The sequence below is a fragment of the Endozoicomonas sp. ALD068 genome (assembly GCF_049310145.1).
Taxonomy (GTDB): Bacteria; Pseudomonadota; Gammaproteobacteria; order Pseudomonadales; family Endozoicomonadaceae; genus Endozoicomonas_A.
Genome location: NZ_JBLYNU010000004.1, coordinates 5947758 through 5973581 on the forward strand (window position 1 = coordinate 5947758; position 25824 = coordinate 5973581).

The window sequence follows — 25824 nt, forward strand, 5'->3', positions numbered from 1 at the left end:
TAGATACAAAAAAGCATGTTAGTCCATTTATATTGCTATCAAAGTTTGCTGTGGCGAAATAATCACCTGCTTCAAAAACTCAGAAGGTGGGACCACCTGGGAGCCCTGTTTACTGGACAGCATGACGCTTTTCTTTTGTTACCTTCACTGCCTCTGCTCCCATCTCTGCCTTAGCGTTGATGAGAAGTTTCACGCAGTCGGTATTGCCTTTCGCAGCGGCGACAAACAGCGGGGTGGCGCCACCCTCATTCCGGGCGTTGAGATCCGCCCCGGCGTTGATCAGGAGCTGCACGCATTCGGTGTTATTTTCTTGAGCAGCGATGAGCAACGGGGTGGCGCCATCCCAAATTTGCGCATTGATATCCGCCCTGGCTTCGATCAGCATTTTCAGACTGTCGATGTTATTTTGCTGAGCAGTGATGAACAGGGGGGTAGCGCCATCCTCATTCCGGGCGTTGAGAGCCGCCCCGGCGTTGATCAGGCGTTTCACGCAGTCGGTATTGCCTTTCGCAGCAGCAATGTACAGCGGGGTGGTGCCATCCGAAGTCCGGGAGATGTTGAGATCTGCCCCAGCGTTGATCAGGAGTTCTACGCAGTCGGTGTTGCCTTCCGCAGCAGCAGCGTACAGCGGGGAGGCGCCATCCGAAGTCCGGCAGATATTGAGATCCGCCCCGGCGTTGATCAGGCGTTTCACGCAGTCGTTGTTACCGTACTCAGCAGCGATGAACAACGGGGTGGCGCCATCCTTAGCCCGGGCGTTGAGATTCGCCCCGGCTTCGATCAGGATTGTAAGGCATTCGGTATTGCCCTTCTGGGCTGCCATGGACAGAGGAGTGGCGCCATCCGACCTGGCGGCGTTGAGATCAACCCCGGCGTTGATCAGGTGTTTCACGCAGTCGGTATTACCATACTCAGCAGCGATGAACAGTGCGGTGGCACCAGTCGAACAGGCGGCGTCGAGATTCGCCCCAGCGCTGATCAGGCGTTCGACGATGCCCATATATCCCCTGCCGGATGCCAACATCAAGGCAGTGAAGCCACCCATCATAACAGCATTGACATTGACCCCTTCTGCCAGAGATCTCTCCACCTGATCCAGATCCCCGTTTAAACAGGCATTATAAAATGTCCGATCGGGGAAAAATGTATCCGGGTGAGATTCACTGGTGTTCTGATTCACCACAGGCATCGGGTCCTGCCGACACATCGCGCACCGGCGTGAGCCGATGGGCTGATCAACAAAGCACATCGAAAGACAGTTCAGATCGAAGCGGTGACCACAACATTGGGTTCTGACAACCACAGGCGCTTCACTGCGGCTATGGAAGGGAGCCAAGCAAATAGGACAGTGATCGGCCTTCAGTGTCCATGGGGAGAGGGTAGCGAACAATGCCAAACATAAGTAGAACATCTGTGTTGGCCAACAAGCAGTGCGGGTTAGATACAAAAAAGCATATTAGTTCATTTTTATGGTTATCAATCTTCACCGCCTATGTTCCCTACCTTGCCCCGGCGGTGATAAGGAGCTTAACGCAGTCGGTATTGCCCATCTCGATTGCCATGGACAGTGGGGTGGCGCTGTCCGAAGTCCTGGCGGCATTGAGATCCGCCCCAGCGTCGATCAGGAGTCTCAGGCAGTCGGAATTGCCTTTTGCAGCAGCGGCAAACACTGGGGTGGCGCCATCTTTAGTCCTGGCGGTGCTGAGATCCGCCCCGGCCTTGATCAGGATTATCAGACAGTCGCTATTGCCCTTCTCGGCTGCCATGAGCAGAGGGGTGGCACCATCCTTAATCCTGGCGGCGTTGAGATCCGCCCCGGCTTCGATCAGGAGTCTCAGGCAGTCGGTATTGCCGTTCTGGGCTGCGATGAACGGTGGGCTGGCACCACTCTTAATCCGGATGTTAAGATCTGCCTCGGCTTCAATCAGGATTTTCAGGCTGTTGATGTTATTTTTTTGGGCAGCGATAAACAGCGGAGTAGCTCCATCCTTAGTCCGGGCGTTGAAATCTGCCCCGGCGTTGATCAGCATTTTCACGCAGTCGTCATTGCCCTCCTGTGATGCGAAGAACAGCGGGGTGGCGCCATGCGAAGTCCGGGCGTCGAGAAGCGCTCCCGCTTTGATCAGGAGTTCCGCGCATTCGGTGTTGCCTTTCGCAGCAGCAACTAACAGCGGGGTGGTGCCATCCGACAGGGTGGGGTTGAGATCAACCCCGGCGTTGATCAGGCGTTTCACGCAGTCGGTATTACCATACTCAGCAGCGATGAGCAGTGCGGTGGCACCAGTCGAACAGGCGGCGTCGAGATTCGCCCCAGCGCTGATCAGGCGTTCGACGATGTCCATGTACCCCCTGCCGGATGCCAACATCAAGGCAGTGAAGCCACCCATCATAACAGCATTGACATTGACCCCTTCTGCCAGAGATCTCTCCACCTGATCCAGATCCCCGTTTAAACAGGCATTATAAAAAGTCTGATCGGGGAAAAATGTATCCGGGTAAGATTCACTGGTGTTCTGATTTACCACAGGCATCGGGTTTTGCCGACACATTGCGCAACGGCGTGAGCCGATGGGCTGATCGACAAAACACCTCGTTATACAGCCCAGATCGAATCGGTGGCCGCAACATTGGGTTTTGACGACCACAGGCGCCACATTTCGGCCATGGAAGGGAGCCAGACAAACAGGACAGTGATCGGTCGTCAGTGTCAAAGGGGAGAGGGTAGCGAACAATGCCACACATAAGTAGAACATCTGTGTTGGCCAACAATCAGTGCGGGTTAGATACAAAAAAGCATATTAGTTCATTTATACGGCTATCAAAGTTTGTTGTGGCCAAACAATCACCTGTTTCAAAAACTCAGAAGATGACAACACCTGAGAGCCACGTTCACTGGACAACATAAATCCCTGCTTTTGTTGCCTTCACGGCCTTTGTTCCCTACTTTGCTCCGGCCTTGATCAGGGCTTCCATGCAATCGGTATTGCCGATCGTGGTTGCAATGGAGAGAGGGGTGGTACCATCTGAAGTCCTGGCGGCGTTGAGATTTGCATTTGCTTCGATCAGTATTTTTACGCAGTCGGTATTGCCTTTCGAAGCAGCAGCGTGCAGCGGGGTGGTGCCATCCGACACGGTGGCATTGAGATCTGCCTCAGCGTTGATCAGGAGTTTCAAACATTCGGTTTTGCCTCGCGCAGCAGCGGCGAACAGAGGGGTGACGCCATAGGAAGTCCGGGCGTTGAGAAGTGCTCCCGCTTTGATCAGGAGTTCCACGCATTCGGTGCTGCCTTTCCCAGCAGCAACGAACAGCGGGGTCTCGCCATTCGACATGGTGGCGTTGAGATCCGCCCCGGCGTTGATCAGGCGTTTCACGCAGTCGGTGTTATTTTCATGGGCAGCGATTAACAACGGGGTGGCGCCATCCTTAGCCCGGGCGTTGAGATTCGCCCCGGCTTCGATCAGGATTGTAAGGCATTCGGTATTGCCCATCTGGGCTGCCATGGACAGAGGAGTGGCGCCATCCGACCTGGCGGCGTTGCGATCAACCCCGGCGTTGATCAGGTGTTTCACGCAGTCGGTATTACCATACTCAGCAGCGATGAACAGTGCGGTGGCACCAGTCGAACAGGCGGCGTCGAGATTCGCCCCAGCGCTGATCAGGCGTTCGACGATGTCCATATACCCCCTGCCGGATGCCAACATCAAGGCAGTGAAGCCACCCATCATAACAGCATTGACATTGACTCCTTCTGCCAGTGACCTCTCCACCTGATCCAGATCCCCGTTTAAACAGGCATTATAAAAAGTCTGATCGGGGAAAAATGTATCCGGGTGAGATTCACTGGTGTTCTGATTCACCACAGGCATCGGGTCCTGCCGACACATCGCGCACCGGCGTGAGCCGATGGGCTGTTCAACAAAACACCTTGTTATACAGTCCAGATCGAAGCGGTGACCACAACATTGGGTTCTGACGACCACAGGCACTTCACTTCGGCCATGGAAGGGAGCCAAACAAATAGGACAGTGATCGGCCTTCAGTGTCCATGGGGAGAGGGTAACGAACAATGCCAGACTTAAATAGAACATCTGTGTTGGTCCACAAGCCGTGTGGGTTAGATACAGAAAAGCATATTAGTTCATTTATATGGCTATCAAAGTTCGCTGTGGCCAAACAATCACCTGTTTTAAAAACTCAGAAGATGGGAATACCTGAAAGCTTTGTTTACTGGATAGCACAGGGCCTTTCTTGTTTTCCCGTCCTTACCTTGCCCCGGCGTTGATCAGGAGTACCAGACATTCGATATTGCCTTTCGCTATAGCAGCGTGCAGCGGGGTGGTGCCACTCATAGTGCGGGCGTTGAGATCCGCCCCGGCGTTGATCAGGAGTTTCACGCAGTCGGTATTGCCTTTCAGGGCTGCAACGAACAGCGGGGTGGTGCCAGTATTAGTGCAGGCGTTGAGATCCACCCCGGCGTTGATCAGGCGTTTTACGCATTCGATGTTATTTTCTTGTGCAGCGATGAACAACGGGGTCACAGCGTCCTTAATCCTGCCGACATTGAGACCCGCCCCGGCTTCGATCAGGATTTTAAGGCAGTCAGCATTGCCCTTCTGGGCTGCCATGAGCAGAGGGGTGGCACCATCCTTAATCCTGGCGACGTTGAAATTCGCCCCGGCTTCGATCAGGATTATCAGGCAGTCGGTATTGCCGTTCTGGGCTGCGATGAACACTGGGCTGGCACCACTATTAATAACGGTGTTGAGACCTGCCTCGGCTTCAATCAGGATTTTCAGGCTGTCGATATTATTTTTTTGGGCAGCGATAAACAGCGGGGTAGCGCCATCCTCGGTCTGTAAGTTGAGATCTGCACCGGCGTTGATCAGCATTTTCACGCAGCCGGTATTGCCCTCCTGTGTTGCGATGAACAGCGAGGTGGTGCCATAGGAGGTCTGGGCGTTGAGAAACGCTCCCGCTTTGATCAGGCGTTTCACGCAGTCGGTATTACCGAACTCACAAGCGATGTACAGTGCGGTGGCGCCATCCTTATTCCGGGTGTTGAGAGCCGCCCCGGCTTCAATCAGGATTTTCAGGCTGTCGATGTTATTTTTTTTGACAGCGATAAACAACGGGCTAGCGCCATCCCGGGTCCGGACGTTGAGATCCGCCCCGGCGTTGATCAGGCGTTTCACGCAGTCGTTGTTACCGTACTCAGCAGCGATGAACAACGGGGTGGCGCCATCCTTAGCCCGGGCGTTGAGATTCGCCCCGGCTTCGATCAGGATTTTAAGGCATTCGGTATTGCCCTTCTGGGCTGCCATGGACAGAGGAGTGGCGCCATCCGACCTGGCGGCGTTAAGATCAACCCCGGCGTTGATCAGGTGTTTCACGCAGTCGGTATTACCATACTCAGCAGCGATGAACAGTGCGGTGGCACCAGTCGAACAGGCGGCGTCGAGATTCGCCCCAGCGCTGATCAGGCGTTCGACGATGTCCATATATCCCCTGCCGGATGCCAACATCAAGGCAGTGAAGCCACCCATCATAACAGCATTGACATTGACCCCTTCTGCCAGAGATCTCTCCACCTGATCCAGATCCCCGTTTAAACAGGCATTATAAAATGTCCGATCGGGGAAAAATGTATCCGGGTGAGATTCACTGGTGTTCTGATTCACCACAGGCATCGGGTCCTGCCGACACATCGCGCACCGGCGTGAGCCGATGGGCTGTTCAACAAAACACCTCGTTATACAGTCCAGATCGAAGCGGTGACCACAACATTGGGTTCTGACGACCACAGGCACTTCACTTCGGCCATGGAAGGGAGCCAAACAAATAGGACAGTGATCGGCCTTCAGTGTCCATGGGGAGAGGGTAACGAACAATGCCAGACTTAAATAGAACATCTGTGTTGGTCCACAAGCCGTGTGGGTTAGATACAGAAAAGCATATTAGTTCATTTATATGGCTATCAAAGTTCGCTGTGGCCAAACAATCACCTGTTTTAAAAACTCAGAAGATGGGAACACCTGAAAGCTTTGTTTACTGGATAGCACAGGGCCTTTCTTGTTTTCCCGTCCTTACCTTGCCCCGGCGTTGATCAGGAGTACCAGACATTCGATATTGCCTTTCGCTACAGCAGCGTGCAGCGGGGCGGTACCATTCATAGTGCGGGCGTTGAGATCCGCCCCGGCGTTGATCAGGAGTTTCACGCAGTCGGTATTGCCTTTCAGGGCTGCAACGAACAGCGGGGTGGTGCCAGTATTAGTGCGGGCGTTGAGATCCACCCCGGCGTTGATCAGGCGTTTTACGCATTCGATGTTATTTTCTTGTGCAGCGATGAACAACGGGGTCACAGCGTCCTTAATCCTGCCGACATTGAGACCCGCCCCGGCTTCGATCAGGATTTTAAGGCAGTCAGCATTGCCCTTCTGGGCTGCCATGAGCAGAGGGGTGGCACCATCCTTAATCCTGGCGACGTTGAAATTCGCCCCGGCTTCGATCAGGATTATCAGGCAGTCGATATTGCCGTTCTGGGCTGCGATGAACACTGGGCTGGCACCACAATTAATAACGGTGTTGAGACCTGCTTCGGCTTCAATCAGGATTTTCAGGCTGTCGATATTATTTTTTTGGGCAGCGATAAACAGCGGGGTAGCGCCATCCTCGGTCTGTAAGTTGAGATCTGCACCGGCGTTGATCAGCATTTTCACGCAGCCGGTATTGCCCTCCTGTGTTGCGATGAACAGCGAGGTGGCACCATAGGAGGTCTGGGCGTTGAGAAGCGCTCCCGCTTTGATCAGGAGTTCCACGCAGTCGGTGTTGCCTTTTGCAGCAGCAATGAACAGAGCGGTGGCGCCATCCGACAGGGTGGCGCTGAGATCCGCCCCGGCGTTGATCAGGCGTTTCACGCAGTCGGTATTACCGAACTCACAAGCGATGTACAGTGCGGTGGCGCCATCCTTATTCCGGGTGTTGAGAGCCGCCCCGGCTTCAATCAGGATTTTCAGGCTGTCGATGTTATTTTTTTTGACAGCGATAAACAACGGGGTAGCGCCATCCCGGGTCCGGACGTTGAGATCTGCCCCGGCGTTGATCAGCATTTTGACGCAGTCGGTATTGCCCTCCTGTGATGCCATGAACAGCGGGGTGGCGCCATTCGAAGTCCGGGCGTCGAGAAGCGCTCCCGCTTTGATCAGGATTTGCACGCATTCGGTGTTGCCTTTCGCAGCAGCAATTAATAGCGGGGTGGTGTCATCCGACAGTGTGGCCTTGGGATCAGCCCCGGCGTTGATCAGGCGTTTCAGGCAGTCGGCATTACCGTACTCAGTAGCGATGAACAGTGCGGTGGCGCCATTCGAACGGGCAGTGTCAGGGTTCGCCCCAGCGTTGACCAGGCGTTCGACGACATCCGTGTGCCCGCTGATGGATGCCAACATCAAGGCAGTGAGACCATCAGTCATAACGGCATTGACATTGACGCCTTCTGCCAGAGACCTCTCCACCTGATCCAGATCCCCGTCTAAACAGGCACGATAAAACGTCTCATCGGGGAAAAAATTATCCGGGTAAGATTCACTGGTGTTCTCATTCACCACAGGCATCGGGTTTTGCCGACACATTGCGCAGCGGCGTGAGCCGATGGGCTGATCAACAAAACACCTCGTTATACAGTCCAGATCGAAGCGGTGGCCGCAACATTGGGTTTTGACGACCACAGGCGCTTCACTTCGGCCATGGAAGGGAGTCCAACAAATAGGACAGTGATCGGCCCTCAGTGTCGATGGGGAGAGGATAGCGAGCAATGCCACATATAAGTAGAACATCTGTGTTGGTCAGTAGTTTGGGTTGGATACAAAAAAAAGAATGGTAGTTCATTTATATGGCTATCAAAGTTTGCTGTGGTCAAATAATCACCTGTTTTTAAAAATTCAGAAGACAGGAACAACTGAGAGCCCTTTTTACTGAACAGCATGAAGCTTTTCCTTTGTTTCCTTCACTGCCTCTGTTCCCACCTCTGCCTCAGCGTTGATGAGGAGTTTCATGCTGTCGGTATTGCCCATCTTGATTGCTATGGACAGCGGGGTGGCGCCATCCGAAGTCCTGGCAACGTTGAGATTTGCCCCGGCGTTGATCAGGAGTTCTACGCAGTCGGTATTGCCATTCAGGGCTGCGATGAACAGCGGGGTGGCACCATCTGAAGCCCTAGCAGCGTTGAGATCTGCCCCGACGCAGATCAGGATTTCTGCGCAATCGGTATGGCCATTCAGGGCTGCGATGAAAAGTGGGGTGACGCCATCCATAGACCAGACAGCATTGAGATCAGCCCCCCCAGCGATAAGAGTTTCCACGCAATCGGTATGGCCTTCCCAGACTGCGATGTGAAGCGGGGTGCCGCCATTGTTAGTTCTCACGTTGAGATCTGCGTTGGCTTCGGTCAGGGCTTTCACGCTGTTGGTATTGCCATTCAGGGCAGCGATGAATAGTGGGGTTGTACCCTTCTTAGTCCGGGCATTGATATTCGCCCCGGCCCTGACCAGGATTTTCACGCAGTCGGTGTTATTTTCCTGGGCAGCAAAGAACAGCGGGGTGGCACCATCCGATAAGGCGGCGTTGATATCCGCCCCGCCGTTGATCAGGAGTTTCACGCAGTCGGTTTTGCCCTGCCTTGCAGCGATCAACAGTACAGTGGCACCATCTGAAAAGTTGGCGTTGAGATCCGCTCCGGCGTTGATCAGGAGCTTCACGCAATCAATGTTATTTTTCTGGACAGCAAAGAATATGGCAGTGGCACTCGTTGTTGAGGTGGCGTTGAGATTCGCCCCGGCGTTGATCAGGTGTTCGACGATTGCCTTGTGCCCCCCGTAAGATGCCATCATCAAGCCAGTGAAATCATCAAGCATAACGGCATTGACATTGACTCCTTCTGCCAGAGACCTCTCCACCTGATCCAAATCCCCTTCATAACAGGCATCATAAAACACCTGATCGGGAAAAAATGTATCCGGATGAGATTCACTGGTGTTTTGATTCACCATAGGCATCGGATCTTGCCGACACATCGCGCACTGGCGTGAGCCAATGGGCTGATCAGCAAAACATTTCGAAATACAGTCCAGATCGAAGAGGTGACCACAACATTGGGTTTTGACGACCACAGGCGCTTCAACTCGGCCATGGAAGGGAGCCAAACAAATAGGACAGTGATCGGCCTTCAGTGTCCATGGGGAGAGAGTGGCGAGCAATGCCACATATAGGTAGAACATTCTGTGCCAGTCGATAAGTCGTGCGGCTTGGGTACAGAAAAGGAATGATAGTTCATTTATGTGTCTCCCAAACTTTGCTGTGGTTAAACAATCACCTGTTTCAAAAACTCAGAAGATGGGAACACCTGAGAGCCATGTTCACTGGGCAACATAAATCCTTTCTTTTGTTGCCTTCACGGCCTTTGTTCCCTACTTTGCTCCGGCGTTGGTCAGGAGTTGCACGCAGTCGGTATTGCCTTTCGCAGCAGCAAGGTGCAGCGGTGTGATGCCATCTGAAGTCCGGCAGATGTTGAGATCTGCCCCGGCGTTGATCAGGAGTTTTACGCAGTCGGTATTGCCTTTCGCAGCAGCAATGAGCACCGGGGTGCTGCCATCCTTAATTTGCGCATTGATATCCGCCTTGGCTTCGATCAGGATTTTCAGGCAGTCGATTTTATTTTGCTGAGCAGCGATTAGCAGCGCAGTGGCGCCATCCTCAGTCCGGGCTGAGAGATGCACTCCAGCGTCGATCAGGACTTTAACGCAGTCAGTATTGCCTTCCTGAGTTGCCATGAACAGTGGGGTAGTGCTATCCGACGCGGTGGCGTTGGGATCCGCCCCGGCGTTGATCAGGAGTTTCAAGCAGTCGGTCTTATTTTCTTGCGCAGCGATGAACAGAGCGGTGGCGCCATCCTTATTCCGGGTGTTGAGAGCCGCCCCGGCGTTGATCAGGAGTTCCACGCATTCGGTGTTGCCTCTTGCAGCAGCTTCGAACAGTGGGGTGGAGCCATCCGAAGTCCGGGAGTTGTCGAGATCCGCCCCGGCGTTGATCAGGAGTTTCAAGCATTCGGTATTGCCTAGCGCAGCAGCGGCGCAAAGAGGGGTGGCGACATACGAAGTCCGGACGTTGAGATCTGCCCCGGCGTCGATCAGGATTTTCACGCAATCGGTATTGCCATTGGCAGCGGCGGCGAACAGCGGGGTGACGCCATCGGGACTATGAGGGGGGTTGAGATCTGCCCCGGCGTTGACCAGGAGTTTCATGCAGTCAACATTGCCTTTCGCAGCTGCGGCAAGCAGCGGCGTGGCGCCATCCGAAGCCCGGGCATTGATATTCGCCATGGCTTCGATCAGGATTCTCAGGCAGTCTGTATTGCCCTGTATAGCTGCGCTGAACAGCGGCGTGTCGCCATCCTTATTTCGGGCGTTGATATTCGCCTTGGCTTTGATCAGGACTTTCATGCAGTCGGTATTGCCTGTTGCAGCAGCGGCGAAAAGCGGAGTGGCGGCATCCGTGATCCTGGCGGCGTTGAGATCTGCCCCGGCGTTGATCAGGAGTTTCACACAGTCTATCTCATTCCTTTGTGCAGCGATGAACAGCGGGGTGGCGCCATCCGATAAGGCGGCGTTAAGATCTGCCCCGGCTTCGATCAGGGCTTTCACGCAGTCGATATTGCCTCTCGTAACAGCAGCGATCAGCGGGGTGTCGTCAGTCTTAGTCCGGGTGTTGACAACTGCCCCGGCGTTGATCAGTATTTTCACGCAGTCGGTGTTATTTTCTTGTGCAGCGATGAACAGCCCAGTGGCGCCATCCTCATGCGGGGCGGCGTTGACATCTGCCCCGGCATTGATCAGGCGTTTGACGACGTCAGTGTGCCCCCCACCGGATGCCAACATCAAGGCAGTAAAGCCATTATTCATAACAGCATTAACATTGACTCCTTCTGCCAGTGACCTCTCCACCTGATCCAGATCCCCGTTTAAACAGGCAAGATAGAACGTCTGATCGGGGAAAAATGTATCCGGGTGAGATTCACTGGTGTTCTGATTCATCAGAGGCATCGGGTCTTGCCGACACATCGCGCAACGGCGTGAGCCGGTAGGCTGATTAAAAAAACACCTCGAAATACAGTCCAGATCGAAGCGGTGTCCACAACAGTGGGTTTTGACGACCACAGTCGCTTCATTGCGGCCATGGAAGGGAGTCAAACAAATTGGACAGTGATCGGCCTTCACTGTCCATGAGGAGAGGCTAGCGAACAATGCTACACATAAGTAGAACATCTGTGCTGGTCAATAAGCCGTGTGGGTTAGATACAAAAAAGCATGTTAGTTCATTTTTGTGGCTATCAAAGTTGGCTGTGGTCAAACAATCACCTGTTTCAAAAACTCAGAAGGTGGGAACACCTGAGAGCCCTGTTTACTGGACAGCATGAAGCTTTTCCTTTGTTTCCTTCACTGCCTCAGTTCCCAGCTTTGCCTCGGCGTTGATGAGGAGTTTCATGCTGTCGGTATTGCCCATCTTGATTGCTATGGCCAGCGGGGTGGCGCCATCCGAAGCACGGACGTTGAGATTGGCTCCGGCTTCGATCAGGAGTTTCACGCAGTAGGTATGGCCCATCTGTGCAGCGATGAAAAGCGTGGTGGTGCCATCCGACAAGGCAGCATTGAGATTCACCCCGGCATTGATCAGGCGTTCGACGACGTCCGTGTGCCCCCAGCCGGATGCCAACATTAAGGCAGTGAGACCATTAGTCATAACGGCATTGACATTGACTCCCTCTGCCAGAGACCTCTCGACCTGATCCAGATCCCCGTTTAAACAAGCAAGATAAAAAGTCTGATCCGGGAAAAATGTATCCGGGTGAGATTCACTGGTGTTCTGATTCACCACAGGCATCGGGCTTTGTCGGCACATCAAGCAACGGCGTGAGCCAATGGGCTGATCAACAAAACACCTCGAAATACAGTCCAGATCGAAGCGATGGCCGCAACATTGGGTTCTGACGACCACAGGTTCTACATTTCGGTCATGGAAGGGAGCCAAACAAATAGGACAGGGATCGGCCTTCAGTGTCCATGGGGTCAGGCTCCTAGGAGGCCGACCGAGAATAGACTGCCCTACTGCGGCGGCAGCAAATTGGTCTGAAAATCCGCTTTTGTTCGTCAAATAGCTCGCTATTCTCCTCACAAAACCGAATTTTCATCCTCAATTTTCTGCCGTCCTCGCTACGGGCGCTATTCTCGGTCGGCCTCCTAGCGTAATTGATTTTGCGATTGTTGCAATTTTATTTGACTGCAAAACCCGGAAGACAGGAACACCAGAAAGCCGTGTTTACTGGATAGCACAACGCCTTTCTTTTGTTCCCTTCCTTGCCTACTTTGTCATGGCGTTGAGCAGGATTTCCAGGCAATAGGTTTTGCCCTTCAGGGCTGCTGCGGACAGCGGGGTGCATCCATTCTTATTCCGGGTGTTGAGATCTGCTCCGGCGTTGATCAGGAGTTTCACGCAGTCGCTGTTACCTTTTGCAGCAGCAACGTACAGCGGGGTGGCGCCATCCGAAGTCCGGTAGATGTTGAGATCCGCCCCGGCGTTGATCAGAAGTTCCACGCAGCCGGTATTGCCTTTCGCAGCAGCAATGTACAGCGGGGTGGCGCCATCCGAGGTTCGGCAGATATTGAGATCCGCCCCGGCGTTGATCAGCAGTTTCAGGCTGTCGGTGTTATTTTTCAGGGCAGCGATGAACAGTGGGGTGTTACCATTTTCAGGCCGGGTGTTGAGACTCGCCCCGGCATTGGTCAGGAGTTTTACACAGTCGGTGTTATTTTCTTGGGCAGCGAAGAATAGAGGGGTGGCGCCATTTTTGGTTCGGGCGTCGAGATTGGCCTTGGCTTTGATCAGGGCTTTCACGCAGTCGGTATTGCCTTTCGCAGCAGCGATGAACAGCGGGTTGCTGCCATCCGAAGACAGGGGGATGTTGAGATTCGCCCCGGCGTCGATCAGAAGTTGCACGCAGTCGTTATTGCCCTCCTGAGCTGCGATGTACAGCGCAGTGGCGCTATTCTTAGTCCGGGCGTTGAGATCTGCCCCGGCGTTGATCAGGAGTTTCACACAGTCGGTATTGCCTTTCGCAGCAGCGGCGAGCAGTGGGGTGGCACCATCCGTAATCCTGGCGGCGTTGAGATCCGCCCCGGCATTGATCAGGAGTTTCACGCATTCGGTGTTATTTTTCTGGGCAGCCATGAAGAGTGGGGTGGTGCCATCCTCAGTCCGGGCGTTGAGATCCGCCTCGGCGTTGATCAGGAGTTTCAAACAGTCGGTATTGCCCTTCAGGACTGCGATGAACAGCGGGGTGGTGCTATCCGAAGTTCTGGCGGCGTTGATATTCGCACCGGCGTTGATCAGGAGTTTCACGCAGTCGGTATTGCCCTCCTGGACAGCGATGAAAAGCAGGGTGGCACCGTTCCTGGTTCGGGCGTCGAGATCTGCCCCGGCGCTGATCAGGAGTTTCACGCAGTCGGTATTGCCCTTCGCAGCAGCAACGTATAGCGGGGTGGCGCCATCCGAAGTCCTGGCGGCGTTGACATCCGCCCCGGCGTTGGTCAGGAGTTTTACGCAGTCGGTATTACCGTATTCAGCAGCGATGAGCAGTGCGGTGGCACCATTCGAACGGGCAGTGTCGAGGTTCGCCCCAGCGTTTATCAGACGTTTGACGACATTCATGTGACCCCGGCAGGATGCCAGCATCAAGGCAGTGAAGCCACCAGTCATAACGGCATTAACATTGACCCCTTCTGCCAGAGACCTCTCCACCTGATCCAGATCCCCGTTTAAACAGGCGCGAAAAAATGTCTTGTCGGGGAAAAATGTATCTGGGTGAGATTCACTGGTGTTCTGATTCACCACAGGCATTGGGTCTTGCCGACACATGGCGCACCGTCGTGAGCCGATGGGCTGATCAACAAAACACCTCGAAATACAGCCCAGATCGAAGCGTTGACCACAACATTGAGTTTTGACAACCACTGGCGTTTCACTTCGGCCATGGAAGAGAGCCAGACAAATAGGACAGTGATCGGCCTTCAGTGTCCATGGGGAGAGGGTGGTTAACAATGCCACACATAAGTAGAACATCTGTGTTGGTCAATAAGCAGTGTGGGTTAGATACAAAAAAGCATATTAGTCCATTTATATGGCTATCAAAGTTTGCTGTGGCTAAATAATCACGCATTGCAAAACTCGGAAGATGGGAACAACTGAAAGCCCTGTTTGCTGGATAGCACAACGCGTTTCTTTTGTTGCCTTCCTTGCCTCAGTTCCCTACTTTGCTCCAGCCTTGATCAGAGCCTCCACGCAGCCGTTATGGCCTTTCAAGGCAGCAATGAAAAGTAGGCCGCCATCCATAGTATTGGCGGCATTGGGATCTGCCCCACCACTGATCAGGATTTCCACGCAATCGGTATGGCCTTGCCAGACTGCGATGAGAAGCGGGGTGACGCCATCCGAAGCCCGGGGGGTGTTGAGATCCACCTCGGCGTTGATCAGGAGTTTCAAGCACTCGGTGTTATTTTCTTGTATAGCGAAGAACAGCGGTGTGGTGCCATCCGACCTGGCGGCGTTGAGATCCGCCCCGGCGTTGATCAGGCGTTTCACACAGTCGGTATTGCCCATCTCGATTGCGATGAACAGCGGTGTGGCGCCATCCTCAGTCCGGGCGTTGAGATCCGCTCCGGCATTGATCAGGAGTTTCAGACAGTCGGTATTGCCCTTCAGGGCTGCCATGAACAGCGGGTTGGCGCCATCCGAAGTCCTGGTGGCGTTGATATTCGCCCCGGCGTTGATCAGGAGTTTCACGCAGTCGGTATTGCCCTTCTGGACAGCGATGTAAAGCGGGGTAGCGCCAGTCTTAGTGCGGGCGTTGAGAGCTGCCCTGGCGTTGATCAGGAGTTTCAAACAGTCGGTATTGCCCTCCCGTGCAGCGACGAAAAGCGGGGTGGCGCCATTCTCATCCGGGACATCGAGATCCGCCCCGGCGTTGATCAGGAGTTGCACGCAGTCGGTAATGCCCTCCTCAGCTGCGATGTATAGCGGGGTGGCGCCAAACGAACACCGGGCGTTGAGAGGCGCTCCCGCTTTGATCAGGATTTCCACGCAGTCGGTATTGCTCACTTCGGTTGCGACGGACAATGCAGTCGCGCCATCACTATTTCTGGCGGCTTTGAGATCTGCCCCAAAGTTGAGCAGGAGTTTCAGGCATTCGGCATTGTCCTCAAGGGCTGCGATGAACAGCGGGGTGGCACCATCCGATAAAGCAGCGTTGGGATTCGCACCGGCATTGAGCAGGAGTTTCACGCAGTCAGTATTGCCTTTCTGAGCTGCTTGGAACAGCGGGGTGCGGCCATCCGGCAAGGCAGTGTTGGGATTCGCACCGGCGTTGAGCAGGAGTTTCACGCAGTCAGTATTGCCTTTCTGAACTGCTTGGAACAGCGGGGTGCGGCCATCCACAGACCGGGCGTTGAGATCCGCTTCGGCGTTAATCAGGAGTTTCACGCAGTCGGTATTACCTCTCATAGCAGCAACCAACAGTGGGGTTGCGCTATACTCATTACCGGCGTTGAGGTCTGCCCCGGCGTTGATCAGGAGTTTAACACACTCGGTATTGCCTCTCGTGGCAGCGGCGAACAGCGGGGTGACGTCGTCCGAATTTCGGGCATTGATATCCGACATGGCTTCGATCAGGAGTTTCAGGCAGTCGGTATTGCCATTCAGGGCTGCGATGAACAGTGGGGTGGCACCCGCTACCACACCCCCGGTATTGAGATTCGCCCCGGCGTTGAGATCCGCTCCGGCGTTGGCCAGGAGTTTCACGCAGTCGGTATTGCCCTTCGAGGCTGCGATGAAAAGCGGGGTTGCGCCATCCGAAGTTCTGGCGGCGTTGAGATTGGCTCCGGCGTTGATCAGAAGTTTCACGCAGTCTGCATGACCGAACTCAGCAGCGACGAACACTGCGTTGGCACCGTTCGGACGGGCAGTGTCGAGGTTCGCCCCAGCGTTTATCAGGTGTTTGACGACATCCACGTGACCCCTGCTGGATGCTAACATCAAGGCAGTGAAGCCACCAATCATAACGGTATTGACATTGACTCCTTCTGCCAGTGACCTCTCCACCTGATCCAAATCCCCATATATACAGGCACGATAAAACGTCTGATCGGGGAAAAATGCATCCGGGTAAGCCTCACTGGTGTTCTGATTCACCACAGGCATCGGGTTTTGCCGACACATCGCGCACCGGCGTGAGCCGATGGGCTGTTTAACAAAAGACCTCGAAATACAGTCCAGATCGAAGCGGTAACCACAACATTGGGTTTTGACGACAACAGGCGCTTCACTTCGGTCATGAAAGGGAGCCAAACAAATAGGACACTGATCGGCCTTCAGTGTCCATGGGGAGAGAGTGGCGAGTAATGCCAAATATATGTAGAACATTCTGTGCCAGTCGATGAATGGTGCGGCCTGAGTACAGGAAAGTAATGATAGTTCATTTGTGTGTCTCTCAACGTTTGTTGTGGCTAAATAATCACCTGTTTCAAAAACTCAGAAGATAGGAACACCTGAGAGCCATGTTCACTGACACGATGCTTTTTTTGTTTCCTTCACCGCCTCTGTTCCCCACTCTGCCCCGGCGTTGATAAGGAACTTCACACAGTCGCTATTGCCCATCTCGATTGCTATGGACAGTGGCGTGGCGCCGTCCGAAGTCCGACAGATGTTGAGATCAGCCCCGGCGTTGCTCAGGAGTTCCACGCAGTCGGTATTGCCTTTCGCAACAGCAACGTGCAGCGGGATGGTGCCAGTCTTAGTTCGAGCGTTGAGATCCGCCCCGGCATTGATCAGGAGTTTCACGCATTTGGTGTTATTTTCGTGTGTAGCGATGAACAGCGCAGTGGTGCCATCCGGCAAGGCGGTGTTGAGATCAGCCCCGGCGTTGATCAGGAGTTCCACGCATTCGATGTTATTTTCTTGGGCAGCGATGAACAGCGGGGTGGTGCCATCCTCAATATGCGCATTGATATCCGCCTTGGCTTCGATCAGGATTTTCAGGCTGTCGATGTTATTTTGCTGAGCAGCCATGAACAGCGGGTTGGCACGATCCGTAATCCTGGCAGTGTTGAGATCCGCCCCGGCGTTGATCAGGAGTTTCACGCAGTCGGAATTGCCCCTCAAGGCCGCGATAAACAGCGAGGTGGAGCCATCCTCGGTCCGTGCGTTGAAATCCGCCCCGGCGTTGATCAGTATTTTCAGGCAGTCGGTATAGCCCTTCAGGGCTGCGATGAACAGCGAGGTGGCGCCATTCTTCGTCCGGGCGCTGACATCTGCCCCGGCGTCGAGAAGGAGTTTCACGCAGTCAATGTTGCCCTTCTGGGCTGCAATGAATAGCGCTGTGGCGCCATCCGACAAGGCGGCGTTGAGATCCGCCCCGGCGTTGATCAGGAGTTCCAGGCAGTCTGTGTTATTTTCCTGGGCAGCGATGAACAGCGGTGTGGCGCCACCCGACATGGCGGCGTTGAGACTCGCCTTGGCTTCGATCAGGGCTTTCACGCAGTCGGTATTGCCTTTTGCCGCAGCTACTAACAGCGGGGTGGAGCCATCTATAGTCCGAGTGGCGTTGAGATCCGCCCCAGCTTCGATCAGGGCTGTCAAGCAGTCAATGTTATTTTCCTGGGCAGCGATGAACAGCGGGGTGGAGCCATCCGACAAGGCGGCGTTGAGATCCGCCCCGGCGTTGATCAGGAGTTTCACGCAGACTATGTTATTTTCCTGGGCAGCGATGAACAGCGGTGTGGCGCCACCCGACATGGCGGCGTTGAGATCTGCCTCAGCTTCGATCAGGATTTTTACGCAGTCGTTGTTATTTTGCTGTGCAGCGATGAGCAGCGGGGTGGCGTTATTCCAAGTCCGGGAGGCGTTGACGTTCGCCCCGGCTGCTATCAGTCGTTGAACGACGGCATTGTTCCCGTTATTGGATGCCAACATCAAAGCAGTGTAATCATAAGCCATAACCGCATTGACATTGACTCCTACTGCCAGTGACCTCTCCACCTGATCCAAATCCCCGTTTAAACAGGCATGATAAAACGTCAGATCGGGGAAAAATGTATCCGGGTGAGATTCACTGGTGTTCTCATTCACCACAGGCATCGGGTCTTGCCGACACATCGCGCAGCGGCGTGAGCCGGTGGGCTGATCAACAAAATACCTCGAAATACAGTCCAGATCGAAGCGGTGACCACAACATTGGGTTTTGACGACCACAGGCGCTACATGACGGTCATGGAAGTGAACTAAACAAATAGGACAGGGATCGGCTTCCAGCGTCCATGGGGAGAGGGTAGCGAGTAATGCCAAAGATAAGAAGAACATCTGTGTTGGTCAATAAGTAGTGTGGGTTGGATACAAAAAAGGAATGCTAGCTCATTTATATGGCTATCAAAGTTTGCTGTGGTCAAACAATCACCTGTTTCAAAAACGCAGAAGATGGGAACACCTGAGAGCCATGGTTACTGGATAGAATGAGGCCTTTCTTCTGTTCTCTTCCCTGCCTCAGTCCCCTTCTTTGCCCCAGCCTCGATCAGGGCTTTCATGCAGTCGGTATTGCCCATCCTGGTTGCGATGGACAGTGGGGTTTTGCCATTTGGAAAGGCAGTGTTGAGATCTGCCCCGGCGTTGATCAGGAGTTTCACGCAGTTGGTATTGCCCTTATAGGCTGCGGCGTGGAGGGGGGTGGCGGCACTCTTAATCCGGCTGTTGAGATCCGCACCGGTATTGATCAGTAGTTTCAAGCAGTCGATATTGCCCTCCCGGGCAGCAACGAACAGAGGCGTGGAGCCATCCGACAAGGCGGCGTCGGTTTTCGCCCCGGCGTTGATCAGGAGTTTCACGCAGTCGGTATTGCCCTTATAGGCTGCGGCGTGGAGGGGGGTGGCGCCACTCTTAATCCGGCTGTTGATATCCGCACCGGTATTGATCAGTAGTTTCAAGCAGTCGATATTGCCCTCCCGGGCAGCAACGAACAGAGGCGTGGAGCCATCCGACAAGGCGGCGTCGGTTTCCGCCCCGGCGTTGATCAGGAGTTTCACGCAGTCGGTATTGCCCTCCTGAGTTGCGATGTATAGCGGGGTGGCGCCATTTTTATTTGGGGCATTGATATTCGCCTTGGCTTCGATCAGGGCTTTCAAGCAGTCGGCATTTCCTCTCGCAGCAGCGGCGAATAGCGGAGTGGCACCATCAGCAGTCCGAGCGGCGTTGACGTCCGCCCCAGCATCGATCAGGAGTTTCAGGCATTCTGTATTGCCTCTCTCAGCAGCGGCGTACAGAGGGGTGATGCCATCCGAAGTTCGGGGATTGATATCCGTCTCGGCGTTGATCAGTATTTTCACGCCGTCGGTGTTATTTTTCAGGGCAGCGATGAACAGCGGGCTAGCGCCATTCCTGGTTCGGGCGTTGGGCTCTGCCCCAGCGTTGGTCAGGAGTTGTATGCAGCCGGTATTGCCTTTCGCAGCAGCAGCGAACAGCGGGGTTGCGCCATCCGAAGTTCGGTTGGCGTTGAGATCCGCCCCGGAGCTAATCAGTATTTTCACGCAGTCGGTGTTATTTTCTTGGGCAGCGATGAATAGCGCGGTAATGCCATCCGACGAGGCGGCGTTGAGATTTGCCCCGGCCTTGACCAGGAGTTTCACGCAGTCGGTATTGCCTCTCAAAGTAGCAACGTGCAGCGGGGTGGCGCCAGTATTAGTGTGAGTGTTGACCTCCGCCCCGGCGTTGATCAGGCGTTTCACGCAGTCGGTATTGCCCTCCTGTGATGCGATGAACAGCGAGGTGACGCCATCCTCAGTCCGAGCGTTGACGTCCGCCCCGGCTTTGATAAGGCGTTCGACGACCTCGTGGTCCCCAATGGATGCCAACATCAAGGGAGTGAAATCATCAGTCATAATGGCATTGACATTGACTCCTTCTGCAAGAGACCTCTCCACCTGATCCAGATCCCCGTTTAAACAGGCAAGATAAAAGGTCTGATCGGGGAAAAATCTATCCGGGTAAGATTCACTGGTGTTCAGGTTCACCATAGGCATCGGGTCTTGCCGACACATCGCGCATTGGCGTGAGCCGATGGGCTGATCAAGAAAACACCTCGAAATACAGTCCAGATCGAAGCGTTGACCACAGCATTGGGTTATGACAACCACAGGCGCTTCACTTCGGCCATGAAAGTGAGCCAGACAAACAGGACAGTGATCGGCCTTCAGTGTCCATGGGAAGAGGGTAGCGAGCAATGCCAGACATAAGTAGAACATCTGTGTTGGTCAAAGCAGTGTGGGTGAGATACAGAAAAGCATATTAGTTCATTTATGTGGCTATCAAAGTTTTCTGCGAATAAATAGTCACTCCTTTGTATGACTCTGAGTCTGGGAACACCTGAACGCTGTTTTTACTGGATAGCAAAATGCCTTTCTTTTGTTCCCTTCCTTTCCCTGGCCTCGATAAGGGCTTTCACGCAGTCGCTATGGCTGCGATAGACAGTGGGGTGGTGCCATCCAAAGTCCTGGCGACGCTGAGATCTGCCTCGGCTTCGATCAGTGCTTTCAGGCATTCGGTATTGCCTTTCTCAGCAGCGACGAACAGCGGGGTGGCGCCATTCGTAGTCCTGGCGGCACATCGCACACCGTCGCGAGCCGATGGGCTGACCAACAAAAGACTTTGAAATACAGTCCAGATCGAAGCGGTGTCCACAACATTGGGTTGTGACGACCACAGACGCTTCACTTCGGGCATGGAAGGGAGCCAAACAAATAGGACATATATCGGCCTCCAGTGCCGACGGGGAGAAGGCAGCGAGCAATGCCATACATAAGTAGAACATCGTATTATCAATGAGTTGTCCGGGTCAGTCACAAAGGAGGTATGATAGTTCATTGGTATGGCTATCAAAGTTTGCTCTGGCTAAATAACCACGCATTGCAAAACTCGGAAGGTGGGAACACCTGAAAGCCCTATTTTGCTCCAGCCTTGATCAAGGCTTCCACGCAGTCGATATTGCCCAGCTCGGTTGCGATGGACAGTGGAGTTTCGCCAGTCAGCATGGCAGCGTTGAGATCCGCCCCGGCGTTGATCAGGAGTTTCAAACAGTCGATGTTATTTTCCTGGGCAGCGATGGACAGCGGGGTGGTGCCATCCGGCAAGGCAGCGTTGAGATCCGCTCCGGCGTGGATCAGGCGTTTCACGCAATCGGTATTACCATAGTTAACAGCGAAGAGCAGTGCAGTGGGACGAGTCGAACCGGCAGCGTCGAGGTTCGCCCCAGCGTTGATCAGGCGTTCGACGACGTCTATGTGCCCCAGGCCGGATGCCAACATCAGGGCAGTGTAATCATCAATCATAACCGCATTGACATTGACTCCTTCTGCCAGAGACCTCTCCACCTGATCCAGATCCCCGAATAAACAGGCACGAAAAAATGTTCGATCGGGGAAAAATGTATCCGGGTGAGATTCACTGGTGTTCTGATTCACCAAAGGCATCGGGTCTTGCCGACACATCGCGCACCGGCGTGAGCCGATGGGCTGATCAGTAAAATATCTCGAAATACAGTCCAGATCGAAGCGTTGGCAACAACATTGGGTTGTGACGACCACGGGCGGTACACTTCGACCATGGAAGGGAGCCAGACAAATAGGACATTGATCGGCCTCTGGTGTCGATGGGAAGAAGGCAGCAAGCAATGCCATACATAAATAGAACATCTGGATTGGTCAAAAGTGTTAAGGGTTAGATACAAAAAAAGTATTTTAGTCCATTGGTATGGCTACCAAAGTTTGCTAAGGCTAAACCATCACGAATTTCAAAAATCCAGAAGATGGGAACACCTTAAAGTCGTGGTTACTGGATAACACAACTCGATGCTTTCATTCCTTTCCCTTGCCTGGCCTCGATAAGGACTTTTTCGCAGTCGTAGTTGCGTCAAATATCCTGAGCCAGTTGCCGTTCTGCCGGATCGTTGCTTGCGCTCAAAAACAGTCAAATAAAATTGCAACAATCGCAAAATCAATTACGCCAGACACAAGATAAATCGTCAAAAGGTGAATTTATCTTGTGGGGTTCAACTACAAAGCTAGCCAAGATTGAAGGCGTAACCAGCCAAACTATGAGGCGCAAGATCGAAAGCGGTCACTACGAAAAAGTGAAGCAAACAAGTGGTGGTCACTTCCGCATATTCATTAACCAGCAGAGGAAGATATGCTATACGAGAGTGAGTTCTGGAAAGCAAAAATCCAGCATCGACACGCAAAAGCGTATCTTACTCAAAGAGCACCCTGATGCAGAATTTATCAGCGACATTGCCAGTGCTTTCAACTTTAAGCGAAAAGGACTGCAAACCATTCTGGAATCAGCGGTGTGCGGAAATCCAACCCATATTGTGGTTGCCACAAAAGATCGCCTTGCCCGATCAGGGTTTGAACTTATCAAGTGGCTTGTTGAATTATCGGGAGGACACATCGAGGTTTTGGATGACCCGGATAACGCCTGTGAGCCATTCGACACCCAAGAGCTTATCGGTTTCATTACCTCATTCTGCAATAGCCACTACGGGAAGCGATCTGCTAAAAGACGCAAAGGACGCAAAGGACGCAAAGAGAGTAGCATCAAAAAAGACCAGGTTTTACCCAGAGAATAAGCAAGCCTATCACGATGCCCTGATGCTCTATCGGAGGTCGTACAACCTTGCTGTTGAGCGTTTCCGCAATGATGACTATAAAGATGCCAGCGGAAAATTCATCAACATGCGACCTGCCATTAAAGCTCAAGTGAAGCAAGAGCAAAAAGGGAGCTAAAGAGGGCTTTGCAGAAATCAGTTTCAAAAGCCGCAAAGGTAGCAGGCACTCATTCTCTATTGACCGTTTGCCAAAGGGATTAAATCCCTGCATACAGGCTCTTGGCAAGATTCACCTGACAGAAGATGTGCCAACAGAAGCGATTGGCAAGTCTTGTGTCATAACCTACGACAAAGGTCGCTGGTTCATTCAGGTTCAACAACATATTGAGCTAAATCCCGAAATCCAAGGGAAGGTTAGATGCGTTGGAGTTGACCCCGGAGTTCGCACCTTTGCCACTTGCTACAGCGAAAAAGAGGCGTTGATAGCGGGTGATAACGTTGCAAAAACAAAGCTGTTCCCACTGATGAAACAAGTGGACTGCTTGATCAGTCAAAAGCAAAAAATCCTGAACACGCGGAAGGGCGTTGAGTTCCACGATATGCCCCAGTGGGCAAGAGATCGGATTATTCATTTCAACAGGGAAATTGACCGGCTGAAATGCAAAAAGGATGACATTGTTCTTGATCTGCATAACCGGCTGGCGTTCGAGTTGGTGTCGAACTACGACGTTGTATTTTTGCCAACCTTTGAGACAAGAGGTATGGTCACACGCAAAGATAAGAAGGTTCGCACCATTCGCCGTAACACCTGCCGCCAGATGCTTGACCTCAATCACTACCAATTCAACAGGCGTTTGACGACATCCATATGACCCTTGCTGGACGCTAACATCAAGGCAGTGAAGCCACTAATCATAACGGCATTGACATTGACTCCTTCTGCCAGTGACCTCTCCACCTGATCTAGATCCCCGTTTATACAGGCACGATAAAATGTCTGATCGGGGAAAAATGTATCCGGGTGAGATTCACTGGTGTTCTGATTCACCACAGGCATCGGGTCTTGACAACCACAGGCGCTAAACTTCGGCCATGGAAGGGGGCCAAACAAATAGGACATACATCGGCCTCCAGTGTCGACGGGAAGAAGGCAGCGAGCAATTCCATACATAAGTAGAACATCTGGATTGGTGAATAATTGGTAAGGGTTAGATACAAAAAAGCATTAAAATCATTCCATCGCTTCCATGATGAATGGTGGTGCTTCCCTGCTCCAAACTATCTGTAAAATATCGTTGAAAGGATATTGCAGCAGAAACCGTCATCAACACTGCAACCAGAGAAATGGTATGTAGAGAAACGCAAGGTCATTTTTATAATGGCGTTCCATGAAGTGTCTTCGCCTGAGGATGGCCACAATGATTGACTGCAAATGCTGATAAAAGCATAGCGACTACAAGAAAACCGGCAACTCCTCCGAGGAATGCGTACAAGGCGGTGTAATCGTTATCAGGACGCACTGGAAAGAATACATTGTTCCAGTTTTCGTTCGCATATTCATTTTTAGTGTGAATTTTAGTCAGCTGATGAATCCCGGCCCCATCAATTCTGTACTCGAGTAAATAGCCATTGCCATCACTGAGTGAAAAATAACCAGGCTCCAGTTCAAGATTTAATATGGCAAGAGTCATGCCCTCTTTATTTTTGATAACAATTTGAGTGCCGACATTTTCGGGAATGGCTTCCGAAGCGTCTGGCATGAATCGTCTCGTTGAGGACAGTATGGATGAGGATGGTGCCGAAGAAGACATTGTTGCTGAAGGGCTGATTGTTGTATACGCCATACCATTATTATCAGACATTGCAACTGACGCTATTGCATCCTCTGATTTCCAAGCCACTTCGATTGAATATTCAAGCTCTTTTTCCAAACTCAGAATGGGTTTGAAGGACTTAAACTCGCGCCCTTTTGGCATTAAACCCTGTAGTCCAGTTGTATTACGGGAAGTCAAATTAGTATTTATAAGAGTGTCGTTTGCAGACAGATCTGAATGAGGTGGTAGAGCCGTGCTATTGGTAGCAGTACCATTGATTGCAGAAGCTGATGTGTCAGACTTGTATAAAACGTCTTTCAACAAGATGGGTGCTGGCGTTGAACTGAAAACAGTATTATCAATAACACTGTCTTCATTGTCCTCATAGTAACCAAGATATAACTTTGAGGAGTCTTCTGGATTTTCGATTAAAATGAGATGAAACAAAGTTTTCAGTGATGCATGCCCCCTGAGTGTGTAGTAAAGAAAATCAGACTCTTTAGTCTGAAAGCGGACTTTTGATTCGATTTTGTTTATTGGCTGACTCCCTCGAGCGGACTTCCCCAGCGGGTTTATGGAGACAGATATTTTTTTAGAGGTGGACAGGGAGTAGCCTTTCATGAATTTTGCAATTTTAACTCTGGCTCTTGATACTGATGATTTTATGTAGCTTGTCACTTTGTGACCGCTTTTTTTTGAACCGCCACCCTTGTGACTGCCACCCTTGTAACTGCCACCCTTGTAACTGCCTCCTTTTGAACCGCTACTTCTTCCACCTCCTGAGGAACCTCCGCCTCTGCGGGCCTCTCTTCTGTCTCTTTGAGAAACTACACCGCCCTTTTCAGGAGCGGCATACTCCTGAGGATCGTATTGCAAAAAGCCATCTGCACTGATCTCATTATTCACAGCCCAAAGGGAAGAACAAAATGGAAGTATCAAGGCCAGAAAAAGGCTTGAAAGTATTTTCATGATTCTATGGACCGCCTGTAGGATAAATACCAAAAGAAAAGGGTAATCCCCGTACCTAACCGATTGCTTGAGAGACCGCCGGAGCAGAGGGAAGCTTAGACATCACATTTTTACCTGTCCAATCAAAACACTTGTAGATTTCCATGGAGTTTATTGAATGGTGCTAATGTTCAATTTTTAAAAATATGATCGTTCGCACAGGTATGGTCGATAAAGCTTGATAGTTCATCTACATCGCTTACAAAGTTTGCTGTGGCTAAATAATCACGCATTGCAAAACTCGGAAGATGGGAACACTT

At 52.5% G+C, this 25824-nt stretch carries 19 protein-coding genes; 2 read left to right on the plus strand and 17 right to left on the minus strand.

The annotated features are described in order from the left end of the window. Positions 1-109 precede the first annotated feature (109 nt). The 15 genes from ACO6V5_RS22145 to ACO6V5_RS22215 all read right to left on the minus strand — a co-directional run bounded on the left by ACO6V5_RS22145 (position 110) and on the right by ACO6V5_RS22215 (position 21831). A complete protein-coding gene (locus ACO6V5_RS22145) occupies positions 110-1411 on the minus strand; it encodes an ankyrin repeat domain-containing protein (RefSeq protein WP_422412472.1) in 1302 nt (433 codons plus the stop codon). Positions 1412-1499: 88 nt separating this feature from the next. Beyond that, the gene (locus ACO6V5_RS22150; protein WP_422135614.1) at positions 1500-2753 is read right to left on the minus strand and encodes an ankyrin repeat domain-containing protein; all 1254 of its coding nucleotides are present in this window, start codon (positions 2751-2753) and stop codon (positions 1500-1502) included. A 187-nt stretch (positions 2754-2940) separates the two neighbouring features. After that, positions 2941-4089: an ankyrin repeat domain-containing protein gene (locus tag ACO6V5_RS22155; RefSeq protein ID WP_422139103.1), complete on the minus strand. Its 1149-nt coding sequence runs from the start codon at positions 4087-4089 to the stop codon at positions 2941-2943. Between the two features lie 174 nt (positions 4090-4263). Further along, on the minus strand, positions 4264-5910 hold the full coding sequence (locus tag ACO6V5_RS22160; protein ID WP_422414155.1) for an ankyrin repeat domain-containing protein: 1647 nt from the start codon (positions 5908-5910) through the stop codon (positions 4264-4266). 174 nt (positions 5911-6084) lie between these two features. Continuing rightward, a complete protein-coding gene (locus ACO6V5_RS22165; protein ID WP_422139102.1) occupies positions 6085-7830 on the minus strand; it encodes an ankyrin repeat domain-containing protein in 1746 nt (581 codons plus the stop codon). 135 nt (positions 7831-7965) lie between these two features. Next, on the minus strand, positions 7966-9270 hold the full coding sequence (locus tag ACO6V5_RS22170) for an ankyrin repeat domain-containing protein (RefSeq protein WP_422413868.1): 1305 nt from the start codon (positions 9268-9270) through the stop codon (positions 7966-7968). 189 nt (positions 9271-9459) lie between these two features. Continuing rightward, on the minus strand, positions 9460-11313 hold the full coding sequence (locus ACO6V5_RS22175) for an ankyrin repeat domain-containing protein (protein WP_422413870.1): 1854 nt from the start codon (positions 11311-11313) through the stop codon (positions 9460-9462). Positions 11314-11449: 136 nt separating this feature from the next. Then, a complete protein-coding gene (locus ACO6V5_RS22180) occupies positions 11450-12199 on the minus strand; it encodes an ankyrin repeat domain-containing protein (RefSeq protein WP_422442623.1) in 750 nt (249 codons plus the stop codon). A 207-nt stretch (positions 12200-12406) separates the two neighbouring features. Beyond that, complete coding sequence (locus ACO6V5_RS22185; RefSeq protein ID WP_422413748.1) at positions 12407-14164, minus strand: ankyrin repeat domain-containing protein; 1758 nt, start codon at positions 14162-14164, stop codon at positions 12407-12409. Between the two features lie 186 nt (positions 14165-14350). Further along, the gene (locus tag ACO6V5_RS22190; protein ID WP_422135606.1) at positions 14351-16519 is read right to left on the minus strand and encodes an ankyrin repeat domain-containing protein; all 2169 of its coding nucleotides are present in this window, start codon (positions 16517-16519) and stop codon (positions 14351-14353) included. Between the two features lie 138 nt (positions 16520-16657). Further along, positions 16658-18454: an ankyrin repeat domain-containing protein gene (locus ACO6V5_RS22195; protein WP_422135605.1), complete on the minus strand. Its 1797-nt coding sequence runs from the start codon at positions 18452-18454 to the stop codon at positions 16658-16660. A 137-nt stretch (positions 18455-18591) separates the two neighbouring features. Further along, on the minus strand, positions 18592-20385 hold the full coding sequence (locus ACO6V5_RS22200; RefSeq protein ID WP_422442625.1) for an ankyrin repeat domain-containing protein: 1794 nt from the start codon (positions 20383-20385) through the stop codon (positions 18592-18594). Positions 20386-20581: 196 nt separating this feature from the next. Beyond that, positions 20582-20752, minus strand: a complete 171-nt coding sequence (locus ACO6V5_RS22205) for an ankyrin repeat domain-containing protein (protein ID WP_422414058.1) — start codon at positions 20750-20752, stop codon at positions 20582-20584. Continuing rightward, positions 20697-20951 (minus strand): RING finger domain-containing protein, encoded by a 255-nt coding sequence (locus ACO6V5_RS22210; RefSeq protein ID WP_422414060.1) that lies wholly within the window; start codon positions 20949-20951, stop codon positions 20697-20699. Before ACO6V5_RS22210 ends, ACO6V5_RS22205 begins: the two co-directional genes overlap by 56 nt. 130 nt (positions 20952-21081) lie before the next feature. Beyond that, positions 21082-21831: an ankyrin repeat domain-containing protein gene (locus ACO6V5_RS22215; protein ID WP_422135602.1), complete on the minus strand. Its 750-nt coding sequence runs from the start codon at positions 21829-21831 to the stop codon at positions 21082-21084. A gap of 254 nt (positions 21832-22085) precedes the next feature. On the opposite strand from ACO6V5_RS22215, the gene ACO6V5_RS22220 reads away from it, so the two are divergent. Together ACO6V5_RS22220 and ACO6V5_RS22225 are read left to right on the plus strand one after the other, a co-directional pair. Beyond that, complete coding sequence (locus ACO6V5_RS22220) at positions 22086-22763, plus strand: IS607 family transposase (protein ID WP_422492159.1); 678 nt, start codon at positions 22086-22088, stop codon at positions 22761-22763. 224 nt (positions 22764-22987) lie between these two features. Next, on the plus strand, positions 22988-23614 hold the full coding sequence (locus tag ACO6V5_RS22225; protein WP_422442628.1) for a hypothetical protein: 627 nt from the start codon (positions 22988-22990) through the stop codon (positions 23612-23614). On the opposite strand, the gene ACO6V5_RS22230 is transcribed toward ACO6V5_RS22225, so the two are convergent. Both ACO6V5_RS22230 and ACO6V5_RS22235 read right to left on the minus strand, forming a co-directional pair. Continuing rightward, positions 23578-23862, minus strand: a complete 285-nt coding sequence (locus tag ACO6V5_RS22230; protein ID WP_422413550.1) for an ankyrin repeat domain-containing protein — start codon at positions 23860-23862, stop codon at positions 23578-23580. The genes ACO6V5_RS22225 and ACO6V5_RS22230 overlap by 37 nt on opposite strands. Positions 23863-24115: 253 nt before the next feature. Beyond that, positions 24116-25462, minus strand: a complete 1347-nt coding sequence (locus tag ACO6V5_RS22235) for a hypothetical protein (protein WP_422413548.1) — start codon at positions 25460-25462, stop codon at positions 24116-24118. Positions 25463-25824 lie beyond the last annotated feature (362 nt).

Excerpts from the sequence above, each read along its gene's own strand:
- ACO6V5_RS22145 (WP_422412472.1), bottom strand. The coding sequence starts at position 1,411 with ATGTTCTACTTATGTTTGGCATTGTTCGCTACCCTCTCCCCATGGACA.
- ACO6V5_RS22150 (WP_422135614.1), bottom strand. The coding sequence starts at position 2,753 with ATGTTCTACTTATGTGTGGCATTGTTCGCTACCCTCTCCCCTTTGACA.
- ACO6V5_RS22155 (WP_422139103.1), bottom strand. The coding sequence starts at position 4,089 with ATGTTCTATTTAAGTCTGGCATTGTTCGTTACCCTCTCCCCATGGACA.
- ACO6V5_RS22160 (WP_422414155.1), bottom strand. The coding sequence starts at position 5,910 with ATGTTCTATTTAAGTCTGGCATTGTTCGTTACCCTCTCCCCATGGACA.
- ACO6V5_RS22165 (WP_422139102.1), bottom strand. The coding sequence starts at position 7,830 with ATGTTCTACTTATATGTGGCATTGCTCGCTATCCTCTCCCCATCGACA.
- ACO6V5_RS22170 (WP_422413868.1), bottom strand. The coding sequence starts at position 9,270 with ATGTTCTACCTATATGTGGCATTGCTCGCCACTCTCTCCCCATGGACA.
- ACO6V5_RS22175 (WP_422413870.1), bottom strand. The coding sequence starts at position 11,313 with ATGTTCTACTTATGTGTAGCATTGTTCGCTAGCCTCTCCTCATGGACA.
- ACO6V5_RS22185 (WP_422413748.1), bottom strand. The coding sequence starts at position 14,164 with ATGTTCTACTTATGTGTGGCATTGTTAACCACCCTCTCCCCATGGACA.
- ACO6V5_RS22190 (WP_422135606.1), bottom strand. The coding sequence starts at position 16,519 with ATGTTCTACATATATTTGGCATTACTCGCCACTCTCTCCCCATGGACA.
- ACO6V5_RS22195 (WP_422135605.1), bottom strand. The coding sequence starts at position 18,454 with ATGTTCTTCTTATCTTTGGCATTACTCGCTACCCTCTCCCCATGGACG.
- ACO6V5_RS22200 (WP_422442625.1), bottom strand. The coding sequence starts at position 20,385 with ATGTTCTACTTATGTCTGGCATTGCTCGCTACCCTCTTCCCATGGACA.
- ACO6V5_RS22210 (WP_422414060.1), bottom strand. The coding sequence starts at position 20,951 with ATGTTCTACTTATGTATGGCATTGCTCGCTGCCTTCTCCCCGTCGGCA.
- ACO6V5_RS22215 (WP_422135602.1), bottom strand. The coding sequence starts at position 21,831 with ATGTTCTATTTATGTATGGCATTGCTTGCTGCCTTCTTCCCATCGACA.
- ACO6V5_RS22230 (WP_422413550.1), bottom strand. The coding sequence starts at position 23,862 with ATGTCCTATTTGTTTGGCCCCCTTCCATGGCCGAAGTTTAGCGCCTGT.